Annotated in this window: 11 protein-coding genes; 8 read left to right on the top strand and 3 right to left on the bottom strand. The window is 65.8% G+C overall.

All coding sequences use genetic code 11. The features are described 5' to 3' along the window. The first annotated feature begins 1 nt into the window (after position 1). The 3 genes from CA236_RS10905 to CA236_RS10895 are packed head-to-tail and all read left to right on the top strand — an operon-like array spanning position 2 to position 4,034. Positions 2-1,414: a M20/M25/M40 family metallo-hydrolase gene (locus tag CA236_RS10905; RefSeq protein ID WP_125945608.1), complete on the top strand. Its 1,413-nt coding sequence runs from the start codon at positions 2-4 to the stop codon at positions 1,412-1,414. Next, on the top strand, positions 1,411-2,664 hold the full coding sequence (locus CA236_RS10900; RefSeq protein ID WP_346962769.1) for a Xaa-Pro peptidase family protein: 1,254 nt from the start codon (positions 1,411-1,413) through the stop codon (positions 2,662-2,664). Before CA236_RS10905 ends, CA236_RS10900 begins: the two co-directional genes overlap by 4 nt. 17 nt (positions 2,665-2,681) lie before the next feature. After that, positions 2,682-4,034 (top strand): M24 family metallopeptidase, encoded by a 1,353-nt coding sequence (locus CA236_RS10895; protein WP_231621877.1) that lies wholly within the window; start codon positions 2,682-2,684, stop codon positions 4,032-4,034. 91 nt (positions 4,035-4,125) lie between these two features. Here the strand turns inward: CA236_RS10895 and CA236_RS10890 are convergent, their stop codons facing one another. Continuing rightward, positions 4,126-5,469, bottom strand: a complete 1,344-nt coding sequence (locus tag CA236_RS10890; RefSeq protein WP_206430548.1) for a M24 family metallopeptidase — start codon at positions 5,467-5,469, stop codon at positions 4,126-4,128. Between the two features lie 187 nt (positions 5,470-5,656). On the opposite strand from CA236_RS10890, the gene CA236_RS10885 reads away from it, so the two are divergent. Both CA236_RS10885 and CA236_RS10880 read left to right on the top strand, forming a co-directional pair. Next, positions 5,657-6,967 carry a serine hydrolase domain-containing protein gene (locus tag CA236_RS10885; protein ID WP_046408254.1) on the top strand — a complete coding sequence of 437 codons (1,311 nt, stop codon included), beginning with the start codon at positions 5,657-5,659 and terminating at the stop codon, positions 6,965-6,967. A gap of 74 nt (positions 6,968-7,041) precedes the next feature. Beyond that, the gene (locus CA236_RS10880; protein WP_125945607.1) at positions 7,042-8,685 is read left to right on the top strand and encodes an MFS transporter; all 1,644 of its coding nucleotides are present in this window, start codon (positions 7,042-7,044) and stop codon (positions 8,683-8,685) included. Here the strand turns inward: CA236_RS10880 and CA236_RS10875 are convergent. After that, positions 8,677-9,213, bottom strand: a complete 537-nt coding sequence (locus CA236_RS10875) for a PepSY-associated TM helix domain-containing protein (RefSeq protein WP_046408258.1) — start codon at positions 9,211-9,213, stop codon at positions 8,677-8,679. The genes CA236_RS10880 and CA236_RS10875 overlap by 9 nt on opposite strands. A gap of 302 nt (positions 9,214-9,515) precedes the next feature. Beyond that, positions 9,516-9,983, bottom strand: coding sequence for an Lrp/AsnC family transcriptional regulator (locus tag CA236_RS10870; RefSeq protein ID WP_125945606.1), 468 nt, complete (start codon positions 9,981-9,983; stop codon positions 9,516-9,518). A gap of 131 nt (positions 9,984-10,114) precedes the next feature. On the opposite strand from CA236_RS10870, the gene CA236_RS10865 reads away from it, so the two are divergent. The 3 genes from CA236_RS10865 (at position 10,115) to CA236_RS10855 (ending at position 18,221) form a co-directional block, all read left to right on the top strand. Beyond that, the gene (locus CA236_RS10865) at positions 10,115-13,450 is read left to right on the top strand and encodes a glycosyl hydrolase (RefSeq protein WP_206430547.1); all 3,336 of its coding nucleotides are present in this window, start codon (positions 10,115-10,117) and stop codon (positions 13,448-13,450) included. A gap of 88 nt (positions 13,451-13,538) precedes the next feature. Then, positions 13,539-15,485, top strand: a complete 1,947-nt coding sequence (locus CA236_RS10860) for a TonB-dependent receptor (RefSeq protein ID WP_164518913.1) — start codon at positions 13,539-13,541, stop codon at positions 15,483-15,485. A gap of 246 nt (positions 15,486-15,731) precedes the next feature. Further along, positions 15,732-18,221, top strand: coding sequence for a TonB-dependent receptor (locus tag CA236_RS10855; protein ID WP_125945604.1), 2,490 nt, complete (start codon positions 15,732-15,734; stop codon positions 18,219-18,221). Positions 18,222-18,260: the final 39 nt, after the last annotated feature.

The raw sequence follows: 18,260 nt of genomic DNA, 5'->3' as shown, positions 1-18,260 counted from the left end.
TATGAAATTGCGTTGGTGTGCCGGTGCCGCGATGGCGCTTGTCCTCTCGTCTGCCGCCGTGACGGCGTCGGCCGCGCCCGTGACGGACGCCGACCGGGCGATGGCACGCCAGATGCTGGAGGAGGCGATCGCCATCCCGACCGCCAAGGGTCGCGGGCAGGTGCCGACGCTGATCGAGAATTATTCCAGGCGGCTGCGTGAGGCCGGCTTCACCGCCGACGAGATCATGACCGTGCCGGTCGAGATCGACGGCGAAAAGACCGCCGGGCTGGTCGTCCGCTACGCCGGGCGCAACGCCAAGGCGAAGCCGATCGCCTTCCTCGGCCATATGGACGTGGTCGACGCGCTGAAGGAAAACTGGTCGACCGACCCCTATGTGCCGACCGAGAAGGACGGATACATCTACGGTCGCGGATCGACCGACAACAAGGCCGGCGTGACCGCGCTGGTCGCAAGCTTCATCCGCCTGAAGAAGTCCGGCTTCGTGCCGGAGCGTGACTTGCTGCTCGCCTTTTCGGGCGACGAGGAAAGCGGCATGATGACGACGCGTGCGCTGACCAAGCACCCGCTCGTCTCGCGTGCCGAGTTCGCGCTCAATTCCGACGCCGGATCGGGCGCGATGGGGGAGGACGGCAAGTACCGCTTCAACATCCAGGCGGCGGAGAAGACCTACGCCAATTTCGCGATCGCCGCGAAGAACCCGGGCGGGCACAGTTCCGCGCCGCGCGCCGACAATGCGATCTATGATCTCGCGCGCGCGCTGACCAAGCTGGAGGCGCTTCGCTTCCCGGTCGAATTCAACGAGATCACCCGCATCATGGTCGCCGACATGGCGAAGGAGAAAGGCGGCGAGCTCGGCACCGCGCTGACCACGCTGATGGCGAACCCGAGCGATGCCGCGGCGCGTGCGGTGGCGGAGAAATATCCGCACCAGTCGAACCTTCTGTGGACGACCTGCGTCTCGACCATGTTGCAGGCGGGCAATGCGCCCAATGCGCTGCCGCAGAATGCCACCGCCACGGTGAACTGCCGCATCTTCCCGGGCACGTCAGTGGAGGACGTGCAGAAGAGGATTGCGCAGGCGATCGGCAATGACAAGCTGACCGTCTCGCTGGTCGGTGAAGGCGTCGCCAGCCCGGTGTCGCCGGTCAATCCGGCGCTGTTCGCGCGGCTGCAAAAGGCGATGGACGCGACCTATCCCGGCGTGACGCTGAAGCCGAGCATGTCGTCGGGCGGCACTGACGGGCGCGAGTTCCGCAGCGCGGGCATCCCGACCTATGGCGCCGGCGCACTGGCGCTCGGCGCGGACGACAGCCGCGCGCACGGCACCGACGAACGCGTGCCGATCGCGGCCTATCTGAAGCAGCTCGACTATTGGGACTTCCTCTTGCGCGACCTCGGGGGCCGCAAGTGATCGGCGGGCTCGCGCGGCGCGATGTGCTGCGCGGCGCGGCGGCGGGCAGTGCGCTCGCCGCGCTGCCCGGGGCGGTGTTCGCCGGGCAGGCTGCCCCCACGCCATCCTTCCCGCCGATCGCACCGATCAGCCGCGCCGAGCGCGAGGCCAGGCTTGCCCGGATGCAGGCCGAATTGCGCCACCGGAATATCGGCGCGCTGCTGGTCGAGGCCGGATCGAGCCTCGTTTATTTCACCGGAATCGACTGGTGGCGCAGCGAACGTACCACCGCGGCCGTGATCCCGGCGGACGGCCCGGTGCTGATCGTCACGCCCTTCTTCGAGGAACCCTCGATCCGCGAAATGCTCGACGTGCCGGGCGAAGTGCGAGTGTGGCAGGAGGACGAAAGCCCCTTCGCGCTGATCGCCGGCTGGCTGAAGGAAAAGAAGCTCGGCGCCGGCACGCTCGCGGTGGAGGAGACGGTGCGCTTCTTCATCGTCGATGGCGTGCGCCGCCTGCTGCCGGGGCTGAAAACCGTGTCGGGCGCCGGTGTCGTCAACGCGCTGCGCATGATCAAGAGCCCGACCGAAATCGCGCTGCTGCAGCGCGCCAACGACATCATGATCGCCGCCTATCGCGCCACGCACGGCCAGGTGCAGGCGGGAATGACCGGCAATGACATCAACGCCATCATGGAGCGCGAGCTGAAGCGTTTCGGCGGCCAGCGCGCGTCGAGCAGCGCGCAGGTCGGCCCGGGCAGCGCGCTGCCGCACGGGTCGAAGGAGCGGCTGAAGCTGACCGAGGGCACCGTGGTGCTGATGGACTGCACCTGCAGCACGCACGGCTATGTCTCCGACATCTCGCGCACCTTCGTCTTCGGTGAGCCGACGGCGGAGCAGCGCCGCGTGTTCGGCCATATGCGTCAGGGCATGAATGTCGCGATGGACGCCGCCAAGGTCGGCGCGCCGGCCGGCAGCGTCGATGATGCGGTGCGGGCCTATTATGAAAAGCTGGGCTACGGCCCGCGCTACGCGCTGCCGGGCCTGTCGCATCGTACCGGGCACGGCATCGGGCTTGATGTGCACGAGCCGGTGAACCTGGTGCATGGCGAAACGACGCCGCTGGCGCCGGGCATGTGCTTCTCGAACGAGCCGGGCCTCTATCTGCCGGGCAAGTTCGGCATCCGCATCGAGGATTGCTTCTTCATGACCGAGCAGGGGCCGCGTTTCTTCACGCAGCCGCCCTCGTCGCTCGACAAGCCGTTCGGATAATAAGGGAGGGGGCTGAAATGCCACGTTTGAAGAGCCTATTGGGCGGCGCTGCGGCGTTCGCCATGGTGGCGCTCGCGCCCGCGGCGATGGCGCAGGAAGAACAGTCGATGTCGCCGGCGCTGCCGAAGATCATGAGCCTGCGCGATCAGGCGCAGCTGCGTGACGCGTGGCTGGAGCGTCGCTTCGAAACCGTGCTGCCGCAGCTGATGCGTGAAAACGGCATCGACATGTGGGTGCTGATCGCGCGCGAATATCTCGAAGACCCGGTGGTCTCCACGATGCTGAACGCGACGAACCTGCGCGCGCGCCGGCGGACGATCATCATTTTCTTCGATCCGGGCGCGGGCAAGCCGATCGAGCGGCTGGTCGTCAGCAAGCACGGCATGGGCGATCTCTACACGCCCGTCTGGGACATGGAGAAGCAGCCCGACCAGTTCGCCCGCGTGCGCGAGCTGATCGCCGAACGTAACCCGAAGAAGATCGCGCTCAACATCTCCTCGCTGACCGCATTCGGCGATGGCCTGACCCACAGCCAGTATACCGATCTGATGAAGGCGCTGACGCCCGAGCAGCAGGGCCGCATCGTCTCGGGCTATCCGCTGGCGATCGGCTGGCTGGAAACGCGCACGCCGGAGGAGATGAAGGTCTATCCCGAGATCGTGCGCGTCGCCCATGCGATCATCGGCGAAGGCTTCTCGCCGGCGGTGGTTAAGCCCGGTGTGACGACCAACGAGGATCTCGTCTGGTGGTATCGCCAGCGTGTCGCCGACCTCGGCCTTGCATCCTGGTTCCACCCGTCGGTGGAGGTCACCCGCAAGGGCGTGCCGGGCGTGCTGCGGGAAAAGGCGAGCGTCATCCAGAAGGGCGACATGCTGCGCGTCGACTTCGGCATCCATTACCTCAATTTCAGCACCGATACGCAGCACGTCGCCTATGTGCTGCGTGACGGCGAGACCGATGCGCCTGCCGGGCTGAAGGCCGGCCTGCGCGACAATAATCTGGTGCAGGATGCGGTGACCAGCGAGTTCCGCGTCGGCGCGACCGGCAACGAGGTGCTCAACCGTGCGCGCGCCAAGGCGATCGCGGCCGGGCTGAAGCCGACGATCTATTCGCACCCGATCGGCTATCACGGCCATGGCGCGGGCAGCTCGATCGGCCTGTCGGAAGAACAGAAGTTCGTCCCGACCGGCGAATATAAGCTGCGGCCGAACATCGCCTGGTCGATCGAATTGATGGCGACCAAGGCCGTGCCCGAGTGGGATAACCAGATGGTCGATTTCAAGAGCGAGGAAGACGCCTTCTTCGACGGCAAGACCGTTCGCTACATCGACGGCCGCCAGACCAAGTTTCACCTAATCGGGGCACGCTAGATTCCCTTTGCGGCCGGCGTGTGTCGCGCCGGCCGGTCTGCGTTGTCCCATGACTGGGCTCATCCCGATTTTACGGGATGAGCCCGATTTTCTACGGGCGCGGGATCAGCAGGAATTCCTCCTGCCCGCCATCGAGGAAGCGGAAGGTACCATCCGCGGCGAGGAAGCCGTTCTCCTCGTGCATGAAACGCACCTTCTGCCCGCCCCATTCGGGCACATTGGCCTGTGCGTTCAGTTCGATCGACCAGGCGGTGTTCGGGTCGATGCGATAATCACCGCGGCCGGGCGCCGGCTTCTGGCTTTCCCACGCGCCGATCCACGTCCCTGCGCCATGGCCGTGATGGCCGATCGGGTGTGAGTAGATCGTGCCGTCGATCTTCTCCGCCTCCACCTGCCGGCGCGCCGCGGCGAGCACTTCGTTGCCGGTGCGGCCCGGCTTCAGCGCCGCGATCGTTGCGGCGCGCACGCGGTTCATCGCCGCCATGCCGTCGCGCAGCCCCTTGGGCGCCTGCGTCTCGCCGGGCTTCAGCACATAGGCGAGCCGCTGGATGTCGGTATTAAGGCCAAGGTAGGTGATGCCGAAATCGACGTGCAGCATGTCGCCCGGCATGATGATCGTGTCACCGCGATGGCCCATCTCCTGCACGCTGAACTTGCCGCCATCGGCGCGCTGGATGGCGACGCTTGGCTGGAACCACGTGTCGAGGCCAAGCGCGTTGATGCGGTTGCGGAAGAACCAGACGACGTCATCGGAGGTGGTGACCCCCGGCGTGATGACGCGATCGGAAAAGCCCTCCTCGATGATCGCATGCGAGATGCGCGAGATCGTCGGATAGGCGGCCATTTCCTCCGGGATGCGCGTCTCCAGCCAGCCTAGCGCGAGCCGTTCGTGCGAAACGAGGCGCTTCGACATGTCGGGCCCGAGCGCACGTACGATCGCCTCATAATGGGTGGAGCTGAGCCCGTCGGCGAGCGGGAAGCCCTCCGAACGATTGAGCGCGATCGTCGCGGGATTGCGCTGGCCGATGATCTTCGCGAGTTCGGCCCATTGGTCGGGCTGTTCGTCGGGGTTCCAGGAGGGCTGGAAATCGCCGACCGGGTAGCGCGCAAGCGCCAGCTTTTCGATCGGCTTGCCCTCGCCCGGATCGAAGAAGACGAGGATCGTACGACGGCGGGCATGAAGCCAGGTGGCGGGCAGCATCGTCGCCATCACCGGATCTTCGTTATATTCGCCCGCGACCAGCACCCACATCTGCACCTTGTCGCGGCGCATCAGCGTCGGCAGCAGCGTGTCGAGCCGCTGCTTCAACCAGCGATCCTCCGTTTCCGCACGCCGCTCCAGCGGCAGGATCGCGGGCATCGCCCGGTCCGCGGGGCTTTGCGCGATGGCAGGTGACGTGGCGCCGATCGCCAGCGCCATGGCCAAGGTAATCATGATACTCCCCCTTTTGTTGTTCACATAGCGAACGGTTGTTTGGGAGAGTGGCTAGCGTGCCGGTTGACGGTTGGAAAGGGGCAGTCACTACCCGGAAAAACGCGCCAGGATTTTGACCGGGGCACGTTGCCGCCACCGGGGCGACGCGGCATAAGCCCGCTGACCTCTGCCACTTGCCGGAAACCCGATGCTTCAACCCTTTCGCACGCCGCAGCTGGCATGGACGCGGCGTCGCATCTTGGGGGTGGCCCTGCTGCTGATCATCACCGCGATCGCGGTCGTGATGATGAGCCTCAGAAGCTCGTCCGCGGTGGTCGTGCAGGCGACGCAGGAGATCAAGCCGGCGGTGCCCGATCTCCTCTCGACCAAGGGCGTGACCGAACCGGGCCGTGTCGATTATCGCCGGCTGGATTCGCGCATCGCGCTGTTGATGCAGGAAAAGGATTTTGTCGGCCTCGCCGTCGCTGCGGTCGAACGCGGCAAGGTGCGCTTCCTGCGCGGCTATGGTGAGACACTCGCCGGTTCGGGCGACCCGGTGACCCCCGATACGGTATTCCGCTGGGCCTCGGTATCGAAGGGCGTGGCCTCCGCCCTGGTGACCAAGCTCGCCAAGGAAGGCCGCGTGTCGCTGGAGGCGCCGGTCGAGGGGCTGAACACCAGCCTGAAGCTATCGCCCGCGGGCCGCAACGTGACCGTCGCCGACGTGCTTTCGCACCGCGTCGGCATTGTGCGCAACGCATGGGACGACCGGCTCGAACAGGGCGCCGATCCCCGCGCGCTGCGCGCACAATTGGGCACGCTGCCGCTGCTCTGCCCGCCGGCCAGCTGCTACGCCTATCAGAACATCGCCTATGATACCGCGGCGGAGATCGTCGAACATGCCGCCGGCCAGCCTTATGGTGATGTCGCCCACGCCCGGCTCTTCGCGCCGCTCGGCATGACCAGCGCCAGCGTCGGGCGGCTCGGCCTGCAATCCGCACCCAGCTGGGCCCGGCCGCATCGCGGACGCACGCCGGTAACGGTCAAGGACGCCTATTACCGCGTGCCCGCCGCGGGCGGCGTCAATTCCTCCGTCAGTGATCTTGCCCGCTGGATGCTGGCGCAGATGGGGAAGGCGCCAGACGTCCTCTCGGCCGAGATGCTGCAGACGATGCACATGCCACGGGTTTCCACCCCGCCGGCCGGACGCCGGTCGGGCATGGAGCGCGCCCTGACCCAGGCCTCCTACGGCCTTGGCTGGCGCAGCTTCAATTATGCCGGCCATGCGCTGGTCGGCCATCGCGGCGCAGTGGAGGGTTATGGCGCGCTGGTGCTGTTCGATCCGGCCGAGCAGAGCGGGATCGTGATGCTCTGGAACAGCGGCTCGTACAACGCCGCGCGGCTGCAGCTGGAATTCTTCGACATGCTGTACGGCCTGCCGCCCACCGACTGGCTGGATCTGCCCGCGTCGAGGGGTCAGCAGAGGACGGCGCGCGCGGGGGCCGGCCGGGCCGGCTGAGCCCGGCAGCGGCAAAAGATCGATGATCCGCCCGCGGGACGGATCATGCGGGCGGCTTCTGCATTCCACCAGGGATGCGTTTCGCCGCCGACTCCCCCTTCAGCCTTCCATTGTTTCGCGCGGTATGGATCGCCAGCCTGTCGTCAAACTTCGGCGGGCTGATCCAGGCGGTCGGCGCCTCGTGGATGATGACCAGCCTGGGCGCCTCGGCGCAGATGATCGCGCTGGTCCAGGCCTCGACGACGCTGCCGATCATGCTGCTGTCGCTATGGGCCGGCGCAGTGGCCGACAATCTCGACCGGCGCCGCATCCTGCTCACCGCGCAAAGCTTCATGCTGATCGTGTCCGCGCTGCTCGCGATCGGCACGTGGCTGGGCTGGATCACGCCCTGGCTGCTGCTGATCTTCACCTTTCTGATCGGCTGCGGCACCGCGATCAACGGTCCGGCCTGGCAGGCGTCGGTTGGCGACATGGTACCGCGTCCGATGCTGTCCAGCGCGGTCGCGTACAACAGCATGGGGTTCAACATCGCGCGCAGCGCCGGCCCCGCGATCGGTGGCGCGATCATCGCGGCGGCGGGCACCGCGACCGCCTTCCTCATCAACGCCCTCAGCTACGTCGGGTTGATCGTCGTCATTGCACGCTGGCGCCCGAACCTGCCGCCGCGCAAGCTGCCGCGCGAGCGGCTCGGCCTCGCGATGGCGGCGGGGCTGCGCTACGTGCGCATGTCACCGTCGATCCGCATGGTGCTGGGCCGCGCGGCGCTGTTCGGCGTCGCGGCCAGCGCGATCCCCGCGCTGATGCCGATTGTCGCGCGCGACCTGATTGGCGGCGGGCCGCTGGTCTATGGCCTGTTGTACGGCGCGTTCGGCGTCGGCGCGGTCGGCGGCGCCTTGGCGTCGCGGCGCTTGCGGATGCGCATGGCGACCGAGGGGATCGTGCAGATCGCCGCGCTGGCGCTCGCCGTCGGTGCCGCAGTGACCGCTGCGGGCATCTTCCTGCTCGCCTTGCCTGCCCTCGCGCTGGCGGGCGCTGGCTGGGTGCTGGCGCTGTCGACCTTCAACGTCAGCGTCCAGCTCGCCTCGCCGCGCTGGGTCGTCGCCCGCGCGGTCGCCTTGTACCAGATGGCGGCGTTCGGCGGCATGGCGGCGGGCAGCTGGCTGTTCGGATCGGTCGCCGGCACGCACGGCGTCGCCATCGCGCTGCTGAGTGCGGCGGGGGTCCAGTTGCTCAGCGTCCTCGCCGGCGCGATCCGCCGCCTGCCGGAGATCAGCCAGCTCAACCTGGATCCGGCGAACACCTGGCGCGAACCCGACACCGCCGTACCGGTGGAACCGCGCACCGGCCCCGTCGTCATCACGGTGGAACATCGCATCGCAGAGGCCGACATTCCCGCCTTCCTCAGCGTGATGAGTGAACGTCGCCGCATCCGGCGGCGCGACGGCGCGCGCGACTGGACGTTGATGCGCGACCTTGCCGATCCGCAATTGTGGATGGAGCGATTCCATTTTCCGACCTGGCTTGAATATGTGCGGCACAATGAACGGCGTACCCGCGCCGATATCGCCAACAGCGATGCGCTGCACGATCTGTGGCTGGATGCGCAGCCCTCGGTCATCCACCGCTGGATCGAACGGCAGACGGGATCGATGCCGGGCGCCGGTGCGGACGATGCGCGCGCGTTCGACGCCGTGACCGATCCGTCGCGGTCAAGCTGACGGGCGGCGACGTTCCTTGTCGATGCGCTTGCGCCGCCGCACCAGCATCGGCAGCGCGAACAGATAGACCCCCGTCGCGCCCATGAAGATCAGCGCGATCCCCGATCCGAACGACAGCACATACTTCGCCCAGTCACCCATGAAGCTGAAATCGTGGATCGTCTCCAACAGGTCGGAGGTGCGATAGCCGGTGTCGACCGCCGCCCCGCTCGTCAGGTCGACCTGCACTTCATGCCGCGACTTCAGGATCACTTTTGCGATGCCATCCTTGGGACGCACGTCGATGCGGTCGATGTCCTTCCACGTCACCCCGGCATGCGCGGGCAGCGCGTTCACCGATGTGACAAGCGACGCCAGCGATCGGTCGGGCAGCCCCGGCGCAATGCCGTCCCGCGTTGGCGGCTGCAGGAAATCCACATCCTTCTTCAGCGCCAGCAGCGACCCGGTGATTGCGATCACGAACAGGCTGATCAACAGGGCCGGCGACAGCCAGTAATGGATCTTGCGCAAGAGACGCTGGGCGGACATCGGGCTCTCATACCGGCTGCGTCGACGCGGCCAAGTATGTTGAACGTTGGCAATGTAACTTTTCGTGTCTCGCGGCGCATAAGCACCAAAAGACAAACAAGTCTTGGTTCGACTTAACCAAAGCCTATGGATGACGCACTGAATTTTGGCGAGACAGGCTCAACGCTTCTCGCCTAGCTTGCCGGCTTCGGAAGCGGGGGCGGATGAAGCAGGGGGGATTGCCAGGTTGCGCCAGCGCGCGCGCGATGTCGCGCGACGCTGGTCCGTGTCCCAGGCGCCCTCGCCATGCCCCCGTTCATCGATTACGACACCTTCACCGGGCGCCGAAGCACCGTTTTCAGCACGAAACTGGAATTGATTCGCGACAGCATCGGGATGCGCGACAGTGTGCCGAGCATCGCCTGATAATGTTCGAGGTCGTCCACGACGACACGTACCAGATAATCATAATCCCCCGTCATCTGATAGCAGTCGGTGACTTCCTCCACGTCCTGGATGTTGCGTTCGAATATGGTCAACGCCTCATCCGACTGACGATCAAGCGTGATCGAGATCATCGCTTCGATCGCACCACTCAGCCGTCGCTCGTTCAGGCGGGTGGTATAGCCAAGCACATAGCCTTCGCTTTCGAGGCGGCGCACGCGGCGCAAGGTGGGTGTCAGCGAAAGCCCGATTTCGTCCGCCAGATCGCGCCAGGAAATCCGCCCGTTATTGGTCAGTATCTGCAGGATGCGCGTGTCGAATGCATCCAGCTTTGCCTTTGTTGCCATTCTGCTGTCCCCGTTGGCCCGCTTTTTCACGGATCTTCGTCAGGGACGCTTACACACACAGGCTCATACCGCAATTCGATCGCGTGCCTTTGTCGCGGCGATCTTGTTCTTTTTCTTTCGGAGGATCGCTCATGAAAAGACGCCTGATTTTCGCCTTGTTACTTGCCGGCACCCCGCTGACGATGCTGCCGCAGGTCGCCATCGCGCAGGAGGCGAAGGTTGCGGCCGCAACGCCGTTCGCGGGCATGCAATATCGCCTGATCGGCCCGTTCCGCGGCGGGCGCGTCAGTGCGGTCGCCGGCGTGATTCAGGAACCCGATACCTTCTACCAGGGCGCGTCGGGCGGCGGCGTGTGGCGTACCGAGGACGGGGGCAACAGCTGGCAGCCCTTGTGGGACAAGTTGCACGAGGCATCGCCCTCGATCGGCGCGATCGTGGTCGCGCCGTCGGATCAGAACGTCATCTACGTCGGCACGGGCGAGGCGAACATCCGCGGCAATGTCATCACCGGCAACGGCGTCTACAAGTCCACCGATCGCGGCAAGACGTGGCAGTTCGCCGGCCTGCGTGACAGCCAGGCGATCGGCCGCATGGTCGTCCACCCGACCGATCCGAACACGGTATTCGTCGCGGCGCTCGGCCATCCGTTCGGCGATAATCCGGAACGCGGCGTCTATCGCACGCGTGACGGCGGCAAGACGTGGCAGCGTGTGCTGTTCGTCGACCAGAAGACTGGCGCGATCGACGTGCAGATGGATCCCAACGATCCCAATACGCTCTGGGCGGGCATGTGGCAGGTCCATCGCAAGCCGTGGACGATGGAAAGCGGCGGGCCCGGCAGCGGCCTGTATCGCTCACGCGACGGCGGCACGACGTGGGAGAAAGTGACCGGCAACGGCCTTCCCGCGGGGATTCTCGGCCGCATCGGCGTCGCCCCGTCGGCGGATCCGAAGCGCGTCTATGCACTGATCGAGGCGGCGGAGGGCGGGCTGTTCCGTACCGACGATGGCGGCGCAAGCTGGCAGCGGATCAGCGATCGCGGCGATTTCCGCCAGCGCGCCTGGTATTACACCCATGTCATCGCCGACCCGAAGAACAAGGACAAGGTCTATGTCCTGAACGTCAACGCCTACAAGTCGGAGGACGCGGGCAAGACGTTCAAGACCATGCCGACCTTCCACGGCGACAACCATTCGCTGTGGATCAATCCCAACGACACCGATCGCATGGTGGAGGGGAATGACGGCGGCGCGAACGTGTCGGTCAACGGCGGCGCCAGCTGGACCACCGGCATGAACCAGGCGACCGCGCAATTCTATCACATCTCCGTCGACAAGCAGGTGCCCTACCGCATCTATGGCGCGCAGCAGGACAACAGCACCGTGTCGATCGCCAGCGGCAACGTGCGCGGGCCGATCGGGCAGGAAAGCTTCTACGCGGTCGGTGGCGGCGAAAGCGGCTATGTCATCGCCGATCCCAAGAACCCCGACGTCACCATCGCCAACAGCTACGGCAATTACGTCACCCGCTACGACCACAAGACCGGCCAGCTGACACCGATCGGCCCGTTCCCGCGCGAGGCGATGGGCTGGGCCGCGAAAGATCTCGAGCATCGCCCGCAATGGACCGAGCCGCTTCTCTATTCGCCGCACAACCCCAACGTCCTCTACAATGCGACGGAGGTGCTGTGGCGCACCGACAATGAGGGGAAGAGCTGGACCAAGATCTCGCCCGACCTCACGCGCAACGACAAGTCGAAGCAGCAATCCTCGGGCGGTCCGCTGACCAAGGACAATACCGGCGTCGAATATTACAACACGATCTTCAGCGTGAATGAATCGCCGGTGCAGAAGGGGCTGATCTGGGTCGGCACCGACGACGGGTTGATCCACGTCACCCGCGACGAAGGCGGCAGCTGGGAGAATGTGACGCCCAAGGCGATGCCCGAATGGGCGACGGTCAACATGGTGGAGCCCGATCCGCGCCGCCCGGGCACGATGTACGTGTCCGCCGACCGCCATCGCCTCGACGATTTCAAGCCCTATGCCTTCCGCACCGACGACTATGGCAAGACGTGGACGTCGATCACCAACGGCTTGCCGGCGGACGCCTATATGCACGTCATCCGCGCCGATCCGGCGCGGCCGGAGCTGCTGTATGCCGGCACGGAGAACGGCGTGTTCATCTCCTTCAACGGCGGCAAGCAATGGCAGCCGTTCCAGATGGGCCTGCCGCGCAGCCCGGTGCATGACCTTGCCATTGCCGGCGCCGGAGATCTCGCGGTGGCGACGCACGGCCGCTCCTTCTGGGTGCTCGATGATCTCAGCGCGGTGCGGCAATGGTCGCCCGACATCGCGAAGAAGGACGTCCACCTCTTCCAGCCGCGCGACACGATGCGCATCCTCTACACCGGCTATGGCAACGGCACGGGCGGCCCGACCGGCACCAATCCGCCGCAGGGGGTGATCATCTATTACCACCTGAAGGAAGGGCAGGCAGAGCCCAAGGGCGCCGGCAAGGCCGACGCCAGCTATGCGCCGAAAACCACCGATGCGCCGTCGACGGCGGGTGCGACGGCGACCGGTGCGGTCAAGCCGCCGGTCGACAATGGCATCAAGCTCGAGATCCTCGATGCGACCGATCGCGTGATCCGCACCTATCCCGCCGTCGAGGCGCCGGGCGCTGATGACGGCGAGGAAGAGGAAGGTCGCGGCCGCAAGCCGGCGAAGCTCACCCGCAACGCCGGGATCAACCGCTTCGTCTGGGATTTCCGCGAAGAAGGGCCCGTGAAGGTGCCCAAGGCATCCTTGTGGCGCAACGCGCGCGGCGGGCCAGTGGTGCTGCCCGGGCAGTATAAGATCCGCCTCACCGTCGACGGCAAGAGCCAGGTCCAGCCGGTGACGATCACGCCCAACCCGAACCTGACGGTGACCCAGGCCGAGCTGAAGCAGCAATATGATCTGGTCTCCGCGATCAACCGCGACTTCAATCGCGTGCAGACCGCGGTACTCGAACTGCGCGCGCTGCATCAGCAGCTGGGTGACGTGCGCAAGGCGGCGGCCGGCAAGCCGGCGCTGGTCAGCGCCGCCGATGCGGTGGAGGCAAAGGCGACCGCGGTCGAGGATGTGCTTATCCAGGTGAAGAACGTCGCCCCGCAGGATCCGCTCAACTATCCGATCCGCCTCAACAACATGCTGATCTCGCTCGCCAGCACCGTGTCGCAGGGTGACACCGCGCCGGCGCAGCAGCACCATGAGGAATATGCCAAGCTGAAGGCAGTCGCCGATCAGCAGCTTGCCGCATGGGAACAGATCAAGGCAGGCGACCTCGCCCAGCTCAACGGCCAGCTGTCACAGCAGGGCGTCGCGCCGGTGAAGCTGGTCGCAAGCGTCCAGCTGGAACGCGACCGCGCGGAGGCCCTTGCCAGCTGGATGCCCGAGGACGAGCAGGTCGGGATGGAGCATTAAGCGCGCAACAAGGCGGCCGGGGCGTGGTGCTGCCCCGGCCGTTCGCCGTTCAGGTTGGGGGACGCAGATAATGTCGGTGAGCGTAAGAATGGGGGGCGGCGCGTTGCTGGCGATGATGCTGGCAACGACCGCCATGGCGCAGGACGGGCCCGACCCGACCGGCGACATCGTCGTTTCCCTGCCGCAGGGCCGGGCGCCGCAACCGCTCGAAACCCGCCATGTCCTCGACGCCCGCGACATCGCGCTGGTCGACGCGGTCGCGGCAGACGAGATCCTGCGTCGACTGCCGTCGGTCTATGTGCCGGTGAACTCGCGCGGCGAAGCGATTGCGTTTGTCCGCAATGCCGCCGAACGGCAGGTGGCGCTGTTCTACGATGGCGCGGCGATCAACGTGCCGTGGGACAACCGGCTCGACCTCAGCCTGTTTCCCGCCGCGCTCGCCGGCCGGGCGCAGGTGGCCGCCGCGCCGCTCGCCCCGCTTTACGGCGTCAGCGCCTTGGGCGCGGTCAGCTTCACCCCGCCGCGCCCTGCCCACGGCCATGTCCGCGGCATGATCGGCAGCGGCGGACTGCGTGAGGTGGAGGCGGTAGCGCCCTTCACCCGCGGCAGCACCGATGTGATGATCGGCGGCAGCTACGCCGCCCGCGACGGCGAGCGGATCGCCGATAATGCCGATCTGCCCTTCTCGCAGCGCGGGGCCCTGCGCACCAACACCGATCGCGAGATCGCCAGCGTGTTCGGCCGTGTCGGCACCTCGATCGGCGATCATCTGCTGTCGGTTACCGCCTTCCATGTCGATGCGAACAAGGGGATCGCGCCCGAAAGCGATCGGCCGGACGGCGCGCGCTACTGGCGCTATCCGACGCTCCAGCATTCATTGGTGTCGGCCAACGCCGGGCTGGTGCTCGGGCCGACCACCGCGCTCGATCTGGTCGGCTGGTACCAACGGTTCCGCCAGACGATCGACAGCTACACCGACGATACCTACACCGTGCGCAATTCGCAGGAGGCCAATCGCGACGATACCGTCGGCGCGCGCGTGCTGCTGACCCAGCAGCTCGGCCGCACGCGGATCATCGCCTCGGCCAATGTGCTGGATTCGCAGCATGACCAGCGTGACACGACATTCACGCGCGGCCAGCCGCCCGCGCTGCTCCCCGCCTTTCTCCACTATCGCCAGCGCAACTGGAGCTTCGGCCTCGACGCCACCACCGCGCTGACCGATGCGATCACCGGCGAGATCGGCGTCGGCTACGACCGCGTCTATTATCTGGAAACCGGGGACAAGCCCGACACTCCGGATGCCAAGGGATGGACCGGCCGGGTGGGGCTTTCCTGGGCCCCGGCCGAGGAATGGCGCATCCGCGCGGCGGTCGGCCGGAAGATCCGCCCCGCCACCATGCGCGAATTGTTCGGCCAGGCGCTCAACCGTTTCCTGCTCAATCCCGATCTGCAGCCCGAACGCATCGTCAGCGCCGATCTTGGCGCGGAATGGCGCAGCGACGCGGCCGGCGCATCCGTCGCGGGCTTCGTGCAGGATCTCGACGGGACGATCGACCAGCGCAACGTCGGCCGCCTGCGCCAGCGGATCAACCTCATTGGCTCGCAGGTGATCGGCGTGGAGGCGACCGCCTATTGGCATCCCGCCCCTGAATGGACGCTCGGCGGCAATGGCACCTTCGCCCGCTCGCGGCGCAAGGGGACGACCGGCGACCAGACCGATCGGCTCGCCGAAAAGCCGGACGTGATCGGCCGGATTTATGGCGATTACGACGGCCAATCAGGGTTCGGCGCGCTGGCGGAGGTGCTCTACACCGGCCGCGCCTATTCGGCCGATGCGGACGGCGTGCTGGTGGCGCTGCCGCGATCAGCGTCGGTGAACGTCAGGATGAGCCAGCGCGTGCGCTTCGCCGGGGTCGCCGCCGACGTGTTCGCGCGCGGGGACAATCTGTTCGATGACCGGATCGTCCCGCAGATCGGATTGCCGGCACCGGGCAGAACGCTCCGAATCGGCCTTACCATCTCAGGTGGATGAAGAAGTTCCAGGAACTTAGACGTTTCGCGCTAACAACAACTCGTATCCTAGGACACTAAACCTCAAAAAAATGTTCGGCGCTGCAACATTTAGGATTGCGTTCGGCGCTTCGCGACAGTTTTATGTCTTTTAAAGGAAGGGGCGGCGCGGCTGGCAGGTGAACGGCTTGGCGGACTGGCGCACGCTTTCGATCGGAACAGGGACGCAGATCAAACCAAACCATTCGGGTTCTAGGGGGGCTCAAAGATGACGACGGGTTCAACGCGGTGTTTCCGCGGACGATGGCTGCTGCTTGGCGTTTCGCTGCTGGCCGCCTCCACCTCCGCGCTCGCGCAGCAGGCCGACGTGCCCGCCGTACCGACGGCTGAGCCGGAGGCGGCGGACACCAGCAGCCCCGGCGACATCGTCGTCACCGCGCTGAAGCGGGCGACCAGCCTTCAGCAGACGCCGCTCGCGATTTCCGCCGTGACGTCGGAATCGCTGGTGGCGCAGGGCATCACGGACTCGCAGGAACTCACCCGCACCACGCCGAACCTCATCATCAACGAGAATGCGAACGGCGGCAGCCGAGTCATCATCCGCAATCTTTATGCGCCGGGCGAGCCGCTCGTCGGGCTTTACTATGACGAAACGCCGATCACCGGCACCAGCGGCGTCAGCAACGACGCCGGCGGCACGCAGCCCGGCATTCGCCTGTTCGACGTCGAGCGCGCCGAGGTGCTGCGCGGCCCGCAGGGGACGCTCTACGGCGCCAGCTCGATGGGCGGCACGATCCGCCTTATCTTCAACAAGCCCGATCTCAACGATTTCGAGGGCGCGGTGAATGCGCAGGTCAGCACCGTCAGCCACGGCAGCGGAGCGGGCGCCAATATCGACGGCGTCGTCAACGTGCCGATCGTCGAGGATGTGCTCGCGGTTCGCGCGGTCGGCTATTGGGATCGCACCGCCGGCTTCCTCGACAACAGCGTGCTGGGGCTGAAGGATTACAACAAGAACCGCAGCTATGGCGGCCGCCTGCTGCTGCGCTTCCGCCCGATGGAGAATCTCACCATCGACGGCATGGCGGTCTATCAGGATCGTGACGGCTTCAACCCGAACTGGAACCTCACGCGTGAGCAGCTGTTTGGCCGCCGCTTCGACCAGGACCTGCGCACGCAGACCCCGCAATCGGACAAGTTCCAATTGTACAGCGGCACGCTCAACTGGGATTTCAGCTTCGCCACGCTGACCGCGATCGCCTCCTATTCGAAGCGCGATCTGGCGGTGAATTTTGATTACGCGCCGTTCTTCAGCCGCTATTTCACCGGCAACATCGCGGCCAATCGCGTGCCCGGCTATGGCAATTTCGCCAATGACTGCAATCGTGGCCTGATCGGCGGTGCCAACGGCTGCTCGCCGGAGGAATATCAGCGCTTCGTCACCAGCTGGGGCAGCCTGACCGCCTATCAGCCGCAATCGACCAAGACGTCGACGCAGGAAATCCGCCTCGCCGACGCGCAACATGCGATCAAATGGACGGTCGGTTTCTTCCACAGCAATCGCGACAATTTTACACGCAGCCTGCTCAACACGGTCGATCCCACGACTGGGCGGCAGCTGTATCCCAGCGGCTATTCGAACGCGCCCTACGGCTTCGGCTCGACGACGCACCTCGATCGCACCATCGCCGATACGCTCAAGCAGATCGCCGTGTTCGGCGAGGCGACGTGGCAGGTGAACGACAAGCTGGAGCTGACCGCCGGCGCGCGCTGGTTCGAATATGAAAAGAGCACCGGCGCCGAAGTCATCATTCCCAATTATGTCGCGGGCAACGTGCGGCTGCCGTTCTCGGAGCTGTCGGGCAAGGAGAACGGCACGCTGCTGAAATTCAACGCCAGCTACAAGTTCAGCCGCGACGTGATGCTCTATGGCCTCGCCTCGCAGGGCTATCGCCCCGGCGGCGTCAACCAGACGCTGGGCCTGCCGAGCTACGCCACCACCTATGATTCCGATCAGCTGTGGAATTACGAGATCGGCCTCAAGACGTCGCTGTTCAACCGCAAGGTGACGCTGAACGTCGACGTGTTCCAGATGGACTGGAGCAACGTGCAGATCTCCGCATCCTACCAGGGCGCGTTCGGCTTCATCACTAACACGCCAAGCGGAACGCGCATCCGCGGTGCAGAAATGGATGCGGCCTATTACCCGATCGACGGCCTCGCACTGCGCGCCTCGGGCAGCTACACCTCGGCGAAATTGCAGGACAACATTTCGCTGCCGTCGGGGATCAACCTGTGCACCGGCGCGCCGCCGTACCTCGGCTGCGCGGTGCTGGCGGGGATCGGGCGCAAGGGCAATACCGTGCCTTATTCGCCCGAATGGACCGCGCAGGGATCGGCCGATTACACCCAGCCGATCGGCAACGACATGGAGATCTTCTACCACGGCAACATCAGCTACCGCAGCTCCTCGTGGACGGTGTACGATCGCACCGCGCCGAACATCACCGCGGCGGGAATGGAATTGCCCGGTTTTGCCACCGTCGGCCTTCGTTTCGGCGTGCAGAAGGGGGACCGCTGGGGCCTCTATGTCTTCGCCAACAATGTGTTCGACGTGATCGGCGCGGTGAACAAGACCACCAGCGCGACCAGTTCGGTGCTCGCCCCGGTGGTCAGCAACGGCGTGACCTATCCCAGCGTCTATGTCACCTCCAGCCCGCCGCGCGTGATCGGCCTCAGCCTGCGTACCCGCTTCTGACGGGTAACGCTTGAGGGATCGGGCCTGACGGATCGGCTG

Origin of the sequence: Sphingomonas sp. ABOLG, assembly GCF_003950435.1 — a bacterium.
Taxonomy (GTDB): Bacteria; Pseudomonadota; Alphaproteobacteria; order Sphingomonadales; family Sphingomonadaceae; genus Sphingomonas; species Sphingomonas panaciterrae.
This window is presented reverse-complemented; position numbering and strand designations above follow the sequence as displayed.